At 71.9% G+C, this 16,628-nt stretch carries 12 protein-coding genes and 1 pseudogene; 3 read left to right on the top strand and 10 right to left on the bottom strand.

Annotated features, from left to right (window positions below; genetic code table 11):
* Nucleotides 1-19 precede the first annotated feature (19 nt).
* The 8 genes and pseudogenes from glmS to C1A17_RS13395 all read right to left on the bottom strand — a co-directional run bounded on the left by glmS (nucleotide 20) and on the right by C1A17_RS13395 (nucleotide 9,038).
* Nucleotides 20-1,891, bottom strand: a complete 1,872-nt coding sequence (glmS, locus tag C1A17_RS13430) for a glutamine--fructose-6-phosphate transaminase (isomerizing) (protein WP_101653450.1) — start codon at nucleotides 1,889-1,891, stop codon at nucleotides 20-22.
* 86 nt (nucleotides 1,892-1,977) lie between these two features.
* A complete protein-coding gene (locus C1A17_RS13425) occupies nucleotides 1,978-2,859 on the bottom strand; it encodes an inositol monophosphatase family protein (RefSeq protein ID WP_101653449.1) in 882 nt (293 codons plus the stop codon).
* On the bottom strand, nucleotides 2,856-4,199 hold the full coding sequence (locus tag C1A17_RS13420; RefSeq protein WP_101653448.1) for an alpha-D-ribose 1-methylphosphonate 5-triphosphate diphosphatase: 1,344 nt from the start codon (nucleotides 4,197-4,199) through the stop codon (nucleotides 2,856-2,858). The genes C1A17_RS13425 and C1A17_RS13420 overlap by 4 nt, the downstream gene beginning before the upstream one ends.
* On the bottom strand, nucleotides 4,196-4,993 hold the full coding sequence (locus C1A17_RS13415; protein ID WP_101653447.1) for an ATP-binding cassette domain-containing protein: 798 nt from the start codon (nucleotides 4,991-4,993) through the stop codon (nucleotides 4,196-4,198). The genes C1A17_RS13420 and C1A17_RS13415 overlap by 4 nt, the downstream gene beginning before the upstream one ends.
* A 12-nt stretch (nucleotides 4,994-5,005) precedes the next feature.
* On the bottom strand, nucleotides 5,006-6,847 hold the full coding sequence (locus tag C1A17_RS13410; protein ID WP_101653446.1) for an alpha-D-ribose 1-methylphosphonate 5-phosphate C-P-lyase PhnJ: 1,842 nt from the start codon (nucleotides 6,845-6,847) through the stop codon (nucleotides 5,006-5,008).
* Nucleotides 6,844-8,004, bottom strand: a complete 1,161-nt coding sequence (locus C1A17_RS13405; RefSeq protein WP_101653445.1) for a carbon-phosphorus lyase complex subunit PhnI — start codon at nucleotides 8,002-8,004, stop codon at nucleotides 6,844-6,846. The genes C1A17_RS13410 and C1A17_RS13405 overlap by 4 nt, the downstream gene beginning before the upstream one ends.
* A pseudogene (gene phnH, locus C1A17_RS13400) lies at nucleotides 8,004-8,687 on the bottom strand (phosphonate C-P lyase system protein PhnH); the annotation flags it as partial. The gene C1A17_RS13405 and the pseudogene phnH, both read right to left, overlap by 1 nt.
* Nucleotides 8,688-8,735: 48 nt before the next feature.
* Nucleotides 8,736-9,038, bottom strand: coding sequence for a hypothetical protein (locus C1A17_RS13395; RefSeq protein WP_101653443.1), 303 nt, complete (start codon nucleotides 9,036-9,038; stop codon nucleotides 8,736-8,738).
* A 175-nt stretch (nucleotides 9,039-9,213) separates the two neighbouring features.
* On the opposite strand from C1A17_RS13395, the gene C1A17_RS13390 reads away from it, so the two are divergent.
* The 3 genes from C1A17_RS13390 (at nucleotide 9,214) to C1A17_RS13380 (ending at nucleotide 13,915) form a co-directional block, all read left to right on the top strand.
* Nucleotides 9,214-10,560: an IS256 family transposase gene (locus C1A17_RS13390; RefSeq protein WP_219618305.1), complete on the top strand. Its 1,347-nt coding sequence runs from the start codon at nucleotides 9,214-9,216 to the stop codon at nucleotides 10,558-10,560.
* A gap of 51 nt (nucleotides 10,561-10,611) precedes the next feature.
* Nucleotides 10,612-11,877, top strand: a complete 1,266-nt coding sequence (gene coaA, locus C1A17_RS13385; RefSeq protein ID WP_101653441.1) for a type I pantothenate kinase — start codon at nucleotides 10,612-10,614, stop codon at nucleotides 11,875-11,877.
* 163 nt (nucleotides 11,878-12,040) lie between these two features.
* The gene (locus C1A17_RS13380; protein WP_101653440.1) at nucleotides 12,041-13,915 is read left to right on the top strand and encodes an ABC transporter ATP-binding protein; all 1,875 of its coding nucleotides are present in this window, start codon (nucleotides 12,041-12,043) and stop codon (nucleotides 13,913-13,915) included.
* A gap of 693 nt (nucleotides 13,916-14,608) precedes the next feature.
* On the opposite strand, the gene C1A17_RS13375 is transcribed toward C1A17_RS13380, so the two are convergent.
* On the bottom strand, nucleotides 14,609-15,076 hold the full coding sequence (locus tag C1A17_RS13375) for a hypothetical protein (protein WP_101653439.1): 468 nt from the start codon (nucleotides 15,074-15,076) through the stop codon (nucleotides 14,609-14,611).
* 180 nt (nucleotides 15,077-15,256) lie between these two features.
* A complete protein-coding gene (glmM, locus tag C1A17_RS13370) occupies nucleotides 15,257-16,612 on the bottom strand; it encodes a phosphoglucosamine mutase (protein ID WP_101653438.1) in 1,356 nt (451 codons plus the stop codon).
* Nucleotides 16,613-16,628: the final 16 nt, after the last annotated feature.

Genomic DNA, 16,628 nt, shown 5'->3' with positions numbered 1-16,628 from the left:
CCGCCGGGCCCGGTGCGGATCACTCGACGGTGACGGACTTCGCGAGGTTGCGCGGCTGGTCGACGTCGAGGCCCTTGGCGGTCGCGAGCTCCATCGCGAAGATCTGGAGCGGCACCGTGGTGAGCAGCGGGGCGAGCAGCGTGGGCGTCGGCGGGACGAAGATCACCTCGGAGGCGTACTCGGCGGCGACCTCGTCGCCCTCCTCGGCGATGACGACGGTGTTCGCTCCGCGCGCCCGCACCTCCTGGATGTTCGAGATGACCTTGGCGTGGAGCGAGTCGCGGCCCCGCTGGCTCGGCAGCACGACGAACACGAGCTGTCCGGCGTCGATGAGCGCGATCGGGCCGTGCTTGAGCTCGCCGGCGGCGAATCCCTCGGCGTGGATGTAGGCGAGCTCCTTGAGCTTGAGCGCTCCCTCCATCGCGACCGGGTAGCCCACGTGGCGGCCGAGGAACAGGACCGACTTCGTATCCTGCTGGCCGCGGGCGAGGTCGAGGACCTGCTGCTTGCGCTCGAGGACGGTGCTGATCTTGTCCGGGATCGCCTGGAGCTCGGAGAGGATCGCGGCGACCTCGTCGGCGAACTTGTTGCCGCGCAGCTGCGCGAGGTAGAGGCCGAGGAGGTAGCACGCGACGACCTGCGACAGGAACGCCTTCGTGGAGGCGACGGCGATCTCCGGGCCGGCGTGGGTGTAGAGGGCGGCGTCGGACTCGCGCGGGATCGTCGAGCCGAAGGTGTTGCAGATCGCGATGACCTTGGCCCCCTGCTCGCGGGCGTGGCGCACGGCCATGATCGTGTCCATGGTCTCGCCGGACTGGGAGACCGCGACGACGAGGGTCTTCTCGTTGACGACCGGATCGCGGTAGCGGAACTCGTGGGCGAGCTCGACCTCGGTGGGGATCCGGCACCAGTGCTCGATCGCGTACTTCGCGACCTGGCCGGCGTAGGCGGCGGTGCCGCACGCGATGACGACGATCTTGTCGATCGATTTGAGGATCGACTCGTCGACGTGCATCTCGTCGAGGACGAGCTTCCCGGAGGCGTCCATCCGGCCGAGCAGGGTGTCGTGGACGGCCTGCGGCTGGTCGTGGATCTCCTTGTCCATGAAGGAGTCGAAGCCGCCCTTCTCCGCGGCGGCGGTGTCCCAGTCGACCTCGAAGGGCTCGCCGGCGACCTCGGTGCCGTCGAGGTCGGTGATGAGGACGGAGTCCGGGGTGATCGTGACGACCTCGTCCTGGCCGATCTCGACGGCCTTCCGGGTGTAGTCGATGAAGGCGGCGACGTCGGAGCCGAGGAAGTTCTCCCCCTCGCCGAGTCCGATGACGAGCGGGGAGTTCCGGCGGGCGGCGACCACGGTGCCGGGGAGGTCGGCGTGGACGGCGAGCAGGGTGAAGGCGCCCTCGAGCTGCCGCGCGGTGTCGCGCATCGCCTGGGCGAGGTCGCCGGCGGCGCGGTAGTTCTTCGCGAGCTGGTGCGCGGCGACCTCGGTGTCGGTCTCCGATTCGAACTCGACGCCCTCCTCGCGGAGCGCGGCCTTGAGGGACGCGAAGTTCTCGATGATGCCGTTGTGGATGAGCGCGAGCTTCCCGCCGTCGGCGAGGTGCGGGTGCGCATTGCGGTCGGTGGGCCCGCCGTGGGTGGCCCAGCGGGTGTGGCCGATGCCGGTCATCGCCGCGGGCAGCGGGTGCGCCTCGAGCTCGTCGCGCAGGGCGCTGAGCTTGCCGGCCTTCTTGGCGCTGACGAGCTCGCCCTCCCCGGTGACGAGGGCGACACCGGCGGAGTCGTACCCGCGGTACTCGAGCCGGGTGAGACCGGCCATGACGACATCGAGGGCGCTGTGGCCCGCGGACTCAGGGGTGGACGAGGAGACGAAGCCGACGATTCCGCACATGGGGGATACTCTACCGAGTCGTCGCTGAATGGAGCATGAGCGCGCTCACAGCGCGTCGGTGACGTGCACCGCACCGCGGAGCGGACTCAATCCGCCCCGCCGACCACTGTCTCACCGAGCGCCTTCTCACCGAGTGCGACCTCGGCGAGGGCCTCGGCGAGCTGCGGGGTCGCGGCGACGATCCCCGACCAGCGGCGGCTGAGATCGGTGTCGAACTCGAGCGGCCGGCCGTGGAGGTCGATGACCGCCCCGCCCGCCGCCGGGACGAAGAGCATCGCGGCGGCGAGGTCGACGATCCGGTGGGTGTCGGATCCGGGGTCGAGGAAGCCGTCGATCGAACCCTCGGCGACGAGCATCGCCTCGAGGCACGACGTGGAGAGCACGCGCACGCGGCTCACCGCCCGGCTCACCCGCACCCACGCCGCGGTCGAATCCCCGCCGGCGTGGACCTTGGGCCGGAGCATGTCGACCGCGGCGGACCCGAGGTCGGTGCGCCCGCTCGTCCGGTACAGCACCGGTTCGCCGGACCGCACCCATACCGCGTGTCCGGTCTCGAGCCACACGCTCAGCGCCTCCTCGGCCACCCCGTCGACGACGAGGGCGGCGGAGAAGCACGAGAGCGGGACCCCGGCGGCGGCGTTCGCCGAGCCGTCGAGGGGGTCGATGACGACGGTCGCCGCATGCCCGCCGTCGACGAATCCGAGCTCCTCGCTCAGGAGGTTGACCGCATGCGGGCGCGCGGCCTCGACGATCGCCTCCTCGACGATCGCGTCGATCCGGTAGGTGGGCGTGCCGTCGGCGCCGACGGCGACCTCGGCGACGAGCCCGGCGCGGTCGTGCCCCGACCACGCCCGGTTGGCCCCGGCGACCGCGGCGAGCGCGAGGTCGCGCAGCACCGCCGAGGTGCCCGCCGGGGTCCGCGGCTCCGGGGCCCGGAACGGCACGCGCGTCTCCACGGCCGTCGTCATGCCGGATCCCCGCCGTCGGCCCCGTCGGCCCCGGCGGCCTGGGTGGGCTGCGGCTCCCCGGCCTTGAAGGTCGCGACGACGTGCGGCCACCCGCCGCGGGCATCGCTGACGAACGCGAAGTCGGCGAGCAGCCCCTCGGCGATCGCGCCGCGGTCGTCGAGCCCGGCGACCCGCGCGGGACCGGCGGTGATGAAGCCGATCGCCTGCGGCAGGTCCGTCACCCCCTCGTCGACGAGGGTGCGCACCCCGCCGAGCAGCGCGGCGGGCAGGTAGTCCGAGGCGAGCGCGTCGACGAGGCCGAGCCCGGCGAGCTCCCCGGCCGACACGTTGCCGGAGTGCGACCGCCCGCGCAGGGCGTTGGGAGCGCCCGCGACGATCGGCATCCCGTGTTCGCGGGCGCGCCGGGCGGCCTCGACGGTGGTCGGGAACTCCGCGACGGATCCGCCGCGCTCGGCGAGCTCGTCGATCGCCTGTGCGGTGTCCGGGTCGTGGCCGAGCAGCCGGATCCGCCCGGCGGCGGCGAGCTCGGCGAGCCACTCGAAGTTCCGTCGGCGCAGGGCCTCGCCCGCGCGTCCCTCCTCGACGAGGCGGTCGAGCTGGGCGTCGGCCTCCTCCTCGCTCAGCCCGTCGGCGAAGATCATGTAGTCCTTGAGCTTCGACGGGTCCGCGTACTGGCCCTGACCCGGGGTGTGGTCCTCGTGGGACACGAGCGGCACCGGGCCGCCGGCCGGCAGCGCGGCGAGCCGTTCGGCGAGCGCCCGGGCCCCGTCCGCGGAGAGGATGTCGAGACGGTGGAGGATCCGGTGCTCGACCCGGCTCGAGCGCTCGGCGTCGACGGCGGCGCAGAGCTCGAGCGCCCGGTCCACCGAGCGGGCGACGCCGCGCGCCATCTGGTGCTGGAAGCCGGCCCCGTGGAACATCGTCGTGATGCCCGCGCCCATGACGCGCCCGGTGAAGGAGCTCATCGCGAACTCGAGGGGCACCTCGGCGTTGGAGCGCGGCGTGCGCTCCTTCTCGAGCGCATCCGAGTGGACGTCGATGAAGCCGGGGGTGAGCAGCATGTTCCGCGCGTCGACGTCGAGGGCGACGCCGCGGGTCCCCTCGGAGATCTCGGCGATGCGGTGGTCGCGGACGACGATCCGCGCGTCGTCGACGATCCGGTCCGGCAGGACGGCGCGGGCGTGCCCGATGACGTAGTCCCCCGGCGTGTGCCCGGGCGTCCAGACGGCGCGCTGCGCCGCCGCGGCATCCCGGCCGATCGCGGCACCGGCGCCGGCCCGGTCGCGCGCGCTGTCGCGGGAGACGGCGGTCGTGACGCCGGGGGCGAGATCGGTGCTCATGCGGGGACCTCCTCGAGGGAGGCGTGGTGGTGTCCGAGGACCTCGTCCGGGGTGCCGTCGTCGGTGATCCGGCCGTCCTCCATGACGAGGACGCGGCCGGCGAGCCGGCGGATGATCGCCATGTCGTGGTAGACCGCGAGGACCGCGACCCGCTGGCGGGCGAGGTCGTCGATGAGGGTGAGCGCCCGTTCCCGGTTCGCCGGGTCGAGGGCGGACACCGGCTCGTCGAGGAGCAGCAGCCGCGGCGGGGACACGACCCCGGCGGCGAGGTTGACGCGCTGCCGCTCGCCGCCGGAGAGCACGCTGCAGTCGATCTCCCACAGCAGCCGGTGGATGCCGAGCGATTCGAGCGCGCGCTCGGCGAGCGTGCGGCTGTCCTCCCGGCTGTGCCCGCGGCGCAGCGCCGCGGCGGTGACGAGCTCGAGCGGCCCGGTGCGCGGGGGCGCATCGAGGAACTGCGAGACGTAGCCGAAGTCGCGGCCGCGCAGGCGGGCCATCGCCCGGTCGGGCAGGCCCGTGAGCTCGATGTCGCGCTCGGGCGTGTGGAGCACGACCGAGCCGGAGTCGGGGAGGTAGTTGCGGTACACGCAGCGGAGCAGGCTCGACTTGCCCGCGCCCGAGGCGCCGGCGATCGCGACGTGCTCGCCGGCGCGCATGTCGAAGGACACGCCGCGCAGCGAGTCGACGACCCGACCGCCGATCGCGTGCATGGTGAAGGTCTTCGTCAGGTCGCGCACGGTGAGCGCCAGGGGCTCGTCAGCGGCGGGCCGCGGCGTGGGGGTGGTGTCGGTCATGATGGTCCTCTCTCAGTGCCGGGCCGCGGCGACGAGGCGCTGGGTGTAGGCCTCGTGCGGGTCGGCGAACAGCTGATCGGTGAGTCCGGTCTCGATGATCCGGCCGCGGTGCATGACGACCGCCCGGTCGGTGAGCGCGTCGATGACGGAGAAGTCGTGGCTCACCACGACGACGGCGACGTTGCGCTCGGCGATGAGTTCGCGGAGCAGATCGAGCACCCCGGCCGCGACCGAGGCGTCGAGCCCGGTCGTCGGCTCGTCGAGCAGGAGCACATCGGGGTCGGTGGCGAGCGCCTTGGCGATCTGCACGCGCTGGCGCATGCCCCCGGAGAACTGCCCGACGACGTCATCGATGCGACCCAGCGGCACCTCGACGCGGTCGAGGAGCTCGGCGGCCCGCCTCCGGATCGCGCGGTAGGAGCGCTCGCCGGCGGCGGTGAGCCGGTCGGCGATGTTCCCCCCGGCGCTGATGTGGAGGTCGAGCCCGGCGGCCGGGTCCTGGTAGACGACGCTGAGCGTCGACACCCGCAGCTGCCGGCGGGCATCGGGATCGAGGTCGAGGATGTTCGTCCGCGCCTGGTCGTAGGCCGCGAGCCGGACCTCGCCGGTCGCGCCGAGCTCGTCGCCGATGAGGCACTTCATCACCGTCGACTTGCCGGAGCCCGACTCGCCGATGACGCCGAGCGCCTCCCCCGGAGCGACGTCGAAGGACACGTCCTCGGCGGCGACGACGGCCGAGGAGCCGCGCCGTGCGGGGTAGACCTTGCCGAGGCCGGTGACCTGGAGGCTCCAGTCCTCGCCCGGCGCGGTGACGGGTGCGACCTCGGACGCGTCCCGCCGGGCCGCGCGGAGCACGCTCGGGTCGGTGAGGAACGACTCGTCGAAGGCGCCCACCCGGAGGTCGGGATTGGGCAGCAGGTCGAGCGGGGCGATCCGCCGGTGCTCCTCGGAATCGACGTCGCCGGCGCGCACCCGGGCGCACCATTCGACGTCGGAGCAGAGGAACCGGCCGTCGGCAGACTGGACCATGAAGGTGTCGCTCGACCCGCACAGTCCGCAGGCCGCGCCGGCGGTGAACTCGACCTCGTAGGGCACGTCGTCGAAGGTCACCGGCTCGACGTGGGTGTGCGGCGGCACGCAGTAGATCTTCTTGTCGCGGCCGTGGGAGAGCACGGTGAGGTTCTCCGCGTCGCCGAGCCGCGGGATGTCCCAGCGCGGGATCGGGCTCGGCGCCATGAGGTAGCGGTGGTTGACCATGACCGGGTAGCCGGCGCTCTTGTTGACGACGCCGCTCGTCACGAGGTCCTCGTAGATGCTCACCCACATCCGCGAGTAGTCGGCCTCAGCGTGCATCCGGTCGCATTCGCGCACGGACTTCTCGACCCCGCGCAGCGGCTCGGACACCGGGACCTGGAGGACGACGATCTGGTGGGCGTCGAGCCGGTCCTCGGGGATCCGGTGGCGGGACTGGATGATCGTCGCCTCGCGGGTGTCCGCGCTCGTCGCGCAGTCGAGGGAGCCCTGGATGAGGCGGCGCAGGTTGACGGCGTTGACGCCCTCCTCGTCGCCCTGGTCGATGACCTTGACGGTGTCGTCGGACCCGCCGAGCGACAGGGTCGCCTGGAGGCCGCCGGAGCCCCAGCCCCGGGCCACCGGCATCTCCCGGGAGCCGAACGGCACCTGGTAGCCGGGGACGGCGACGCCGGCGAGCATCGCCCGGCGCACCTCGCGCTTGGCCTGCTCGTCGAGGATGACGGTGCCGGAGTCCGCCTGCTGGGCGGCGTCGGCGGATTCGACGGCCGCCGCGATCGTCGTGGGTGCCGGCGCGGTGGGCGGCGTGAGGGTGGTCGTCATGTGGGGGCCGGTGCCTCGGGTGCGGGTGCCTCGGCCGCGGATCCGGATGCCCCGGTGGGGACCTGCTCGGTCTCGGCCGCCTGGATGCGGGCGGCGTCGGCGCGCTCGATCTGCGAGCGGAAGGTGACGTAGTGCGGCAGCTTGAGGTGCTCGAGGAAGCCGTTGGCGGCGAGCCCGTCGGTGGTGTGCATGAGCACCTGCTCGACGGCGAGACCGGCGGCCGTGCTCCGGTAGCGGTGGGCGGCGAGGTCCATGTTCGCCATCGCGATCGCCTTGCGCTCGTTGTGCCCGAACGCGAACCCGTAGCCGGCGTCGAACCGGCTGGCGTCCTCGCCGCGCTCGTCGAGGTGGGCCATCGACTCGCACTCGCTCGCCCGGATCCGCCCCACCCGGACCGGTCGGCCGGTGTGGGGGTGGAGGACCTCGACCTCGAGGCGGCCGTAGCGCACCTCGCCGAGGGTGACCGACTCGTCGGTGTGGCCGTCGGGGCCGATGACCCCGCGGTACCACTGGTTGACGAGCGAGCCGGTCTCCGCGAGCGACATCGCCGACAGCACCGCCGAGCGCGGTGCCGGCAGGGTGATCGGGTTGAGCGCGAGGTCGTAGGGGTCCGGGTCGGCGGCGTCGAAGCGATCGATGAGCAGGTCGTTCTCCGCGAGCCACCGGGTGTAGCGCTGCACCGGCCGGTCGGGGTAGCGCTCCGGGTCGGCCGGCTGCGAATCGCCGAGCACGGCGGCCGGGTCGACGCCGAGCGGATCCTCGAAGCCCTCCCGGATGAGCCGCGGCGAGTAGTCGACGGTCTCGCCGAGCATCTGCGGGCCGTCGGGCGAGCGGTGCGCGGGGACGACGCGGCGGCACAGCGCCATGGTGTCGGGGTCGATCGGCTCGGTGAAGGCCAGGCGCGGCAGCGTCGAGCGGTGCGCGCGGAGCAGGTGGACGGCCTCGGCGGTGTCGCCGGCGGCCTGGAGCACCGCACGGGCGGCGAGCTCCTCGTCCCACAGCCCGGCCTCGCCCATGACGCGGTCGACGAGTGCCGGGAACAGGGTGGTCACCGTCTCGACGTCGACGGCGGGCGCCTCGGCGGAGCGTGCGCGGAGCAGCTCCTCGGCGGCGAGGATGGCGGACGTGCCGCCCTTGTTCGTTCCTGCGTAACCCATCAGCTGATCTCCTCTGCGCGGACGGCGGTGGTCCGGGGCAGCCCGGCGACGCGACCGTCGTCGGTGACGAACAGGACGTCCACCCCGGCCGGGAAGTCCGCGACGAGGCGGTCGCGGACGGTGAAGAACTCGCGGTCGAGGCCGGAGATGCGCAGCTGCGCGGTGTCCTTGATGCCCGGACCGGTGAGGCGCAGCGCGAGGGCCCCGACCGGATCCTCGGTGCGGTCAGTCCGGTCGGCGTAGTCGGTGCGCTCGGCGTGGTCCGTGCGGTCGGCGGAGCGCCCGGTGACCGAGGTGCCGGCCGTGCCGAGGTCGGTGACCCGCTGGACGAGCAGCGCGGCCCGGTGCGGGGCGGCGGCAGTGCTGCGGTTGAGCTCGGCGAGCGCCGCGGGGTCGGGCCGGCCGAGGGCGAGCGCGAGGCGCGCGCCGGCCGGGTCGACGAGCGGCGCACCGGAGAGCCGGGCGATCTCCTGCACCCACGCGCGGGTCTGCGAACCGGCCTGCGGGCCGGCGCCGGCGGCCTCCGGGACGGCGGCCACGGGGGCCATGAGGTCGGCCAGTGCGAGGAGCGGGGCGAGGGCGACGGGCGCCTCGGCGCGGGTGACGGCGGCGGTCCACTCCGGTGCCCAGGTGCCCACGGTGCCCGGGCGGGCGAGCACGTCGAGGCAGGTGCGGAAGATCCGCTGGGAGTGGGCGGGGGTGAGTGCGGTGAGGCGGGGGGTGAGCGTGGGTCATGCGATCTCCTCGAATTCGACGATCATCGGGGTCAGGCGCTCCCATTCGGCGGCCCGCTCGGTGCGCAGGTGCTCGTCGGTGGCGAGCGCGAGCTCGATGATGTCCGCGGTCCGGTCCCCGCCGCGGAGCACCTCGGCGTCGAGGTCGCCGGCGATGAACCGCTGGGAGGCGATGGGTTCGCGGACCTGCCCGACGAGGACACCGGTGGAGGGGGTGATCTGGAAGGCGGGGGCCGGGGCGGCGTGCCCCTGGGCCGGGTTCTGGGCCGAGGTGGCGGCGAGGTCCTGCTCGGCCGGCACGATCTCGGCGAGGATCGCGCCGGCGAGTACGCGCAGACGCTCAGGGTCGGCGAGCGTGAGCAGGCCGGCTTCCCTGCACCGCGGAGTTCGACAGGTGGGCCTGTCGGCGAGGACCGGAGTGGCCCGTGGGGGGTGTCAAATGAATTGTGTACCGGTTCACTCATGAGAGGACATGATGGTGACTGTGACCGATGCACAATCGAACCCGAATCAGGCATCCGAGCTGATTGAGCAGCTCAAGGCGTCCGGGGCTCTGGATGAGCTGTTTTCCAAGATCGATTCCGGTGAGGTCGAGCTGACCGGCGACGGTGGTCTGGTGCCGGCGCTGATCAAGGAGACACTCGAGCGAGGCCTGCAGGCGGAGATGACCTCGCACCTGGGCTACGCCAAGGGCGACCGCGACGACAAGGTGACGGCCAATTCCCGCAACGGCTCCTATGCCAAGACCGTCGCGTCGGAGGCCGGCGATATCGAGATCGCCGTGCCCCGGGACCGGGACGGGTCGTTCACCCCCAGGCTGGTGCCGAAGGGCTCCCGGCGGTTGGGTGGACTCGATGACATGATCATCAGCCTCTACGCCGGCGGGATGACGATCCGGGATATCCAGCACCACCTGCTGTCGACGATCGGCACCGAGTTGTCGCACGAGACGATCGCCAATATCACCGATGCGGTGCTGGAGGCGGTGATGGAGTGGCAGAATCGACCCTTGGAGGAGTTCTACCCGGTCATCTACCTCGACGCGATCCGGGTCAAGGTCCGCGACAACGGCCACGTCAGATCCAAGGCCGCTCACATCGCCGTCGGTGTCGACATGGACGGCATCAAGCACGTGCTCGGCATCTGGGTGCAGAACACCGAAGGCGCCTCGTTCTGGGCCCACGTGTGCGCGGAGCTGGCCAACCGCGGCGTCCGCGACGTGCTCATCGTGTGCTGCGACGGACTGACCGGCCTGGCTGAGGCGATCGAGGCGACCTGGCCGGATTCCATGGTCCAGACCTGTGTCGTCCACCTGATCCGGGCAGCGAATCGGTTCGTCGCTTACGGCGACCGCAAGGCCGTGTCGAAGGAGCTCAAGACGATCTACGCCGCTGCGAACGAGGAGACGGCCCTGCAAGCGCTCACGGAGTTCGCCGAATCACCATTGGGCCAGAAGTACCCCTCAGCCGTGGCGGTATGGGAGAACGCCTGGGACCGATTCACCCCTTTCCTGCAGTTCCCACCCGACCTGCGCCGGGTGATCTACACGACCAACGCGATCGAGTCGCTGAACTACCAGCTGCGCAAGGTCACGAAGAACCGCTCCCGGTTCCCCACCGACGACTCCGTGGTCAAGCTGCTGTGGCTGGCGATCTGCAACATCGAGGACAAGCGCGCCCGTGAACGCGAGAAGGAGCGCGGCAAGGCCGGCACACGAAGAGCTTCCGGCCGGCTCGTCGAGGGCCAAGTCACGACGAACTGGAAACAAGCCCTGGCCCAGCTGGCCGTGGCCTACCCCGACCGAATCAACCGATACCTGTAAAACCCCGCACACAATTCACTTGACAAGCCCGGCCCGTGACACAATGGCACAATGTCCCAGGAGACCGAATCCGCGCCTGACAGCCACTCCGCCGGGTCCGCGCGCGCCGCCGACACAGGCGAGCGCTCCGCGGACACCGACCGGCCGGACAGCGGCGACCGACTCGACGGCGTCGGTCACCCGGACCGCACCTCGCAGTCGGGCATTGCAGTGCAGCTCGGCAGTGCCGCGCAGCCGGACCGCACCGCGCAGTCGAGCGACCGCTCCGCCGGGTCCCGCAGCGGCGACAGCCCCGACCTCGATCCGGCGCGTCGGCTAGCGGGCCTCCACACCGCTCGCCCGCGCGCGGACCTCGAATCCTTCGCCTCGCCGTTCCGCGAGTTCGACCGGGACTCGTGGTCGAAGCTCGCCGAGACGATGCCCCTGCCGCTCACCGCGCAGGACATCGAGCGCCTCCGCGGGCTCGGCGAGACGATCGACCTCAACGAGGTCGCCACGATCTATCTGCCGGTCTCCCGGCTGCTCAACCTCTACGTGTCCGCCCGCGGGCAGAAGCACGAGGCGACCCGCGAGTTCTTCGCCCCGCTCCGCGCCGACGGCCGCGATCCCGCACCGCGCCGCACCCCGTTCGTCATCGGCGTCGCCGGTTCCGTGGCGGTCGGCAAGTCGACGACCGCCCGCGTGCTGCGCGAGATGCTCGCACGCTGGCCGGACACCCCGCGCGTCGAGCTCCTCACCACCGACGGGTTCCTCTTCCCCAATGCGGAGCTCGAGCGCCGCGGGCTCAGCGGCCGCAAGGGCTTCCCCGAGTCCTACGACCGCCGCGCGCTCCTGCGCTTCCTGTCCGCGGTGAAGTCCGGCGCCCCCGAGGTCCGCGCCCCGGTGTACTCGCACCACACCTACGACATCGTGCCCGGCGCCCAGATCACCGTGCGCTCCCCCGACGTCCTCATCGTCGAGGGCCTCAACGTCCTCCAGCCGGCCCGGCCGCGGCCCGACGGCCGCGTGGGCATGTCGGTGAGCGACTACTTCGACTTCTCGATCTATGTCGACGCCCGGACCTCCGACATCCGCGACTGGTACATCGCGCGGTTCATGAAGCTCAAGCACGGCGCGTTCCAGGACCCCGACTCGTACTTCCACCGCTACAGCCGACTGAGCGAGGAGGAGGGCCGGACGCTCGCCGGGGAGATCTGGGGCTCGATCAACGCGCCCAACCTCCGGGAGAACGTGCTGCCGAGCCGCGGTCGCGCGGATCTCATCATGCACAAGGCCGCCGACCACGAGATCCGCCGCATCCGCCTGCGCAAGCTCTGAGGCCGGGACCTCGGACCCGCGGGAACAAATCCGGTCCGGCGGGGGTTGAGATGAGCGGAGCCGCGGACAGTCCGCTGAGCCGTCCCGCACCGCGATCCACCGCGAGCGGCGCGCATCGCACTCCCGGCACCACTCCCCTCCCCGTGACCTCCAGGAGGCTCCTATGAGCATGCCCTCGACGCACATGATCATGCGCCGCACGGTCGGCTCCCACTCGACCTCGGCCAAGGGCTCCGGCAAGATCTCCCGGTCCACCGTGCGCCGCATCTACGGCTTCGCCCGGCGCCACCGCGCCAAGCTCACCGGCTTCATCGCCGTGTCCGTCCTCGTCTCCGTCATCGGCGTCATCACCCCGATCCTCGCCGGCGACGTCGTCAACGCCATCACCGGCGGCGGCCCGGTGTCCGTCATCGTCTGGATCGCGCTCGCGATGGCGGGCCTCGCGATCCTCGACGCCGGCCTCGGCCTCGTCAACCGCTATCTGTCCTCCCGGGTGGGCGAGGGCCTGATCTTCGACCTCCGCACCGCGGTGTTCGACCACGTGCAGACGCTGCCGATCGCGTTCTTCAACCGCACCCGCACGGGTGCGCTCGTGTCCCGCCTCAACACCGACGTCATCGGCGCCCAGCGTGCCTTCTCCAACACGCTCTCCGGGGTCGTGTCGAACGTCGTCTCCCTCGTCCTCACCGTCGGCGTCATGGTGACGATCTCGTGGCAGGTCACCGCGCTGTCGGTCCTCCTGCTGCCGATCTTCCTCGTTCCCGCCCGGATGCTCGGCGGGCGCCTCGCGCTCCTCCAGCACGAGGCCGCGAACCACAATGCCGCGATGTCCACCCGCATGACCGAGCGGTTCTCCGCCGGCGGCGCCACCCTCGTCAAGCTGTTCGGCCGGCCGGCCACGGAATCCCGCGAGTTCGCCGACCGCGCGGGCCGCGTGCGCGACATCGGGGTGCGGACGGCGATGCTCCAGACGACCTTCGTCACCGCGCTCACCCTCGTGTCCGCCCTCGCGCTCGCCCTCGTCTACGGCCTCGGCGGTGTGCAGGCGGTGCTCGGCAACCTCAACGCCGGGCAGGTCGTCACGCTCGCGATGCTCCTCACCCGCCTGTACACCCCGCTCACTATGCTCGCCAACGCCCGGATGGACATCATGAGCGCGATCGTGAGCTTCGAGCGGGTGTTCGAGGTGCTCGACCTCGAGCCGCTGCTCACCGAGGCGGAGAACCCGAAGTCGCTCGCCCCCGGCCCGGTCGCCGTCGCCTACCGCGACGTGCGCTTCGCGTACCCGTCCGCCGCCGAGGTGTCGCTCGCGAGCCTCGAGGACGTCACCGCGCTCGACCGCCGCGCCGGCGTCGAGGTGCTCCACGGCATCGACCTCGAGGTCGCACCGGGATCCACCGTGGCTCTCGTCGGCAGCTCGGGCGCGGGCAAGTCGACGATCGCCTCGCTGCTCCCCCGCCTCTACGACGTCACCGGCGGCGCGGTGACGATCGGCGGGACGGACGTGCGCGAGCTGAGCTTCGAGACGCTCCAGCGGACCGTGGGCATGGTGACACAGGACGGGCACCTGTTCCACGAGTCGATCCGCGACAACCTCGTCCTCGCGAAGCCGGACGCGACTGAGTCCGAGCTCCGCGACGCGATCCACCGCGCCCGGCTCGACGACGTCATCGCGGACCTGCCCGACGGCCTCGACACCGTGATCGGCGAGCGCGGTTACCGGCTCTCCGGCGGCGAGCGCCAGCGCCTCACCATCGCCCGGCTGCTGCTCGCCGCTCCCCCGGTGGTCGTCCTCGACGAGGCGACCTCGGCGCTCGATTCGACGAACGAGGCCGCGATCCAGCAGGCGCTCGCCGAGGCGATGACCGGCCGCACCGCCCTCGTCATCGCCCACCGCCTGTCGACCGTCCGCAGCGCCGACGAGATCCTCGTCATCGAGGGCGGCCGGGTCGCCGAGCGCGGCACCCACGAGGAGCTCCTCGCCGCCGACGGCCGCTACGCCGAGCTCTACGAGACCCAGTTCGCCGCCCAGGAGTGACCCCCGGGGCCGCGCGGGGCCTCAGCGCTCAGCACACGAGCGCGCGGAGCACGGAGACTGGATGCTCGCACCACCTCGCCGCCCAGGAGCGCCCCCCGGCCGGCATCCACGGAGCCCGGGCGCTCAACTCACCGGTGCAGGTCTCACGATCGGTCCGATCCTCTGCTCCCCCGGCTTCGCCTGCCTCCATTCTTCACCTGCGACAGATGTCCCACATGGTGCTCACCTGCGGAAGATGTCCCGGAATCGCCTCGATTGCGGGACATCTGCCGCAGGTGAGCTGCATCCACACGACTTCTCCCACAGGTGAAAGGGCACTCCGGGACTTCTTCCGTCGGTGAGCGGACGGTGCAGGGCTTGCATTGCAGGTGAACGTCCGGCACATCCCGCACGGTGTGACCACGCAGTGTTCCCCTACGGCAGCAGTCTCGCGCGATGACAGAAGTCTCGTGCGGTGCTCACCTGCGGCAGATGTCCCGGAAACAGGCCGATCACGGGACATCTTCCGCAGGTGAAGCGCTGAGCCGGCGCGTCCCGGCAGGTGGGGTGAGGTACTCAACGCTGCTGGGGCCTGACGGCCGAATTCGCGTCCAGCTGCCAGCGGGCCGGAGTGAGGCTGCGGGCCGGAGTGAGGTTGCGGGCCGGAGCGCTTCGGTTATGGCCAGACCCTGGCTACCCCCCAACGGCCCCGGTTCAGCGCAGGAGGCGGGTGACGGCGGCGAGGAGGCCGGCCGCGGGCACGCACACGAGCAGGAGTCCGATGAAGAGGACGAGGGACACCGGCTGGGTGATGACGACGGCGACGCCGTAGACGATGATCGGCATCGTCAGCGCGATGAAGGCGATGAGCGGCCACGTGCGCACCGGCCGGTTCTCGCGTGCGGCCGCCGCGGTCTCCGAGCGCCAGGCGAGGGCGCCGACGAGGAGGTTCCCGATCGTCGCGATCCCGCCCATGACGAGGACGAGGAGCGTGGCGTCGGCGAACCAGCCGAGCACGAACGGCGGGTCGTCCGCGAGCCCGGTGAGCAGGGTGAGACCGGCCATGAGCAGCGCCGACACCGCGGTGAGCGAGCCGGCGACGCGCCCGACCCGCGCCGGCCGGGCGACCGGCCGACCGTCACGGGGCGCACCTGCGCCGCTGCCTGCGGGGGTCGAGGTCATCGTCCGGTCCGCGCGGTGTGCGTCCGCACAGCGGACACCCGAACAGCAGACTTCCGCGCAGCAGGCACCCGACCAGCGAGGGCCCGACCAGCAGTCGTCAGCTTCATCGGCGCCCGCACAGCAGATTTCCGCTCCACAGGCTCCTCAGTCATCGGGTTCCGCACCATCGGGACGCGCGCCTCAGAGGGCGAGTTCGGTGCGGACGATGTCGGCGAGGCGCTCGGCCTGCGCCTGGGCGATCTCCTCGGTCTCGGCCTCGACCATGACACGGATGAGCGGTTCGGTGCCCGACGCCCGGAGCAGCACCCGACCGGTCCTGCCGAGCTCGCCCTCGACCGCCTCGACCTCGGCGGCGACCGCCGGATGGTCGGTGTTCGAGCGGTCGACCTCGGGGACGTTGATGAGGACCTGCGGCAGCCGGGGGATCTCGGCGGCGAGGTCGGCGAGCGAGCGCCGCGTGCGCGCCATCCGGTCCATGAGGTGGAGCGCGGTCTGCACGCCGTCGCCGGTGGTGCCGTGGTCGAGCATGAGGAGGTGCCCGGACTGCTCCCCGCCGAGGGTGAAGCCGTCGGCGAGCATCTTCTCGAGCACGTAGCGATCGCCGACCTTCGTCTGCACGGTGCTGATCCCGGCCTTCTCCATCGCCAGGCGCAGGCCGAGGTTCGACATCACCGTGGTGACGAGCGTCCCGTGGGCCAGCTGCCCGTCCTCGTGGAGGCCGAGTGCGAGGATACCCATGATCTGGTCCCCGTCGACCACGCGGCCGCGCGCGTCGACGGCGAGGCAGCGGTCGGCGTCGCCGTCGAAGGCCACGCCGAGGTCCGCGTTGTGCTCGCTCACCGCGGCGGCGAGCGCTGCGATATGGGTCGAGCCGACGCCGTCGTTGATGTTGTAGCCGTCGGGTTCCGCAGCGGTGACGATGACGTCGGCTCCGGCCTGACGCAGAGCGGCGGGTCCCACCACGCTCGCCGCGCCGTGGGCGCAGTCGACGACGACCGTGAGGCCGGACAGCGGAGCCTCGCGCTCACCGCTGAGCCGATCGACGAGGTACTCGACGTACTCGTCGACCGCGGCCGGGAAGCGGGTGATCCGGCCGACCGCCGCGCCCGTCGGGCGATCCCAGTCCTCGCCGAGAATCCCGGCGATCCGGTCCTCGAGCGCGTCGTCGAGCTTGGTGCCGCCGCGGGCGAAGAACTTGATGCCGTTGTCGGGCATCGGGTTGTGCGAGGCCGAGAGCACGACGCCGAAGTCCGCGCCCGAGTTCTTCACCACGTGCGCCACCCCGGGGGTGGGCAGCTCGCCGACGAGGAGCACGTCGACGCCGGCCGCGGCGATCCCCGCGGCGACGGCCGAGGACAGGAACTCGCCGGAGGCCCGGGTGTCGCGCCCGACGATCGCAAAGGGACGCGGATGGCCGTCGCGGGCGGGGCCCGCGAGCACTCGCGCACCGGCCTCGGCGAGGTCGAGCGCGAGGGCTGCGGTGATATCGGTGTTGGCACGGCCGCGGACGCCGTCGGTGCCGAAGAGTCGGGACACGGTCTTCCTCGCTGTC

The sequence above is a fragment of the Brevibacterium ihuae genome (assembly GCF_900184225.1).
Taxonomy (GTDB): domain Bacteria; phylum Actinomycetota; class Actinomycetes; order Actinomycetales; family Brevibacteriaceae; genus Brevibacterium; species Brevibacterium ihuae.
The sequence above is the reverse complement of the archived record's forward strand: the minus strand, read 5'-3'. Positions and strand labels throughout refer to the sequence as shown.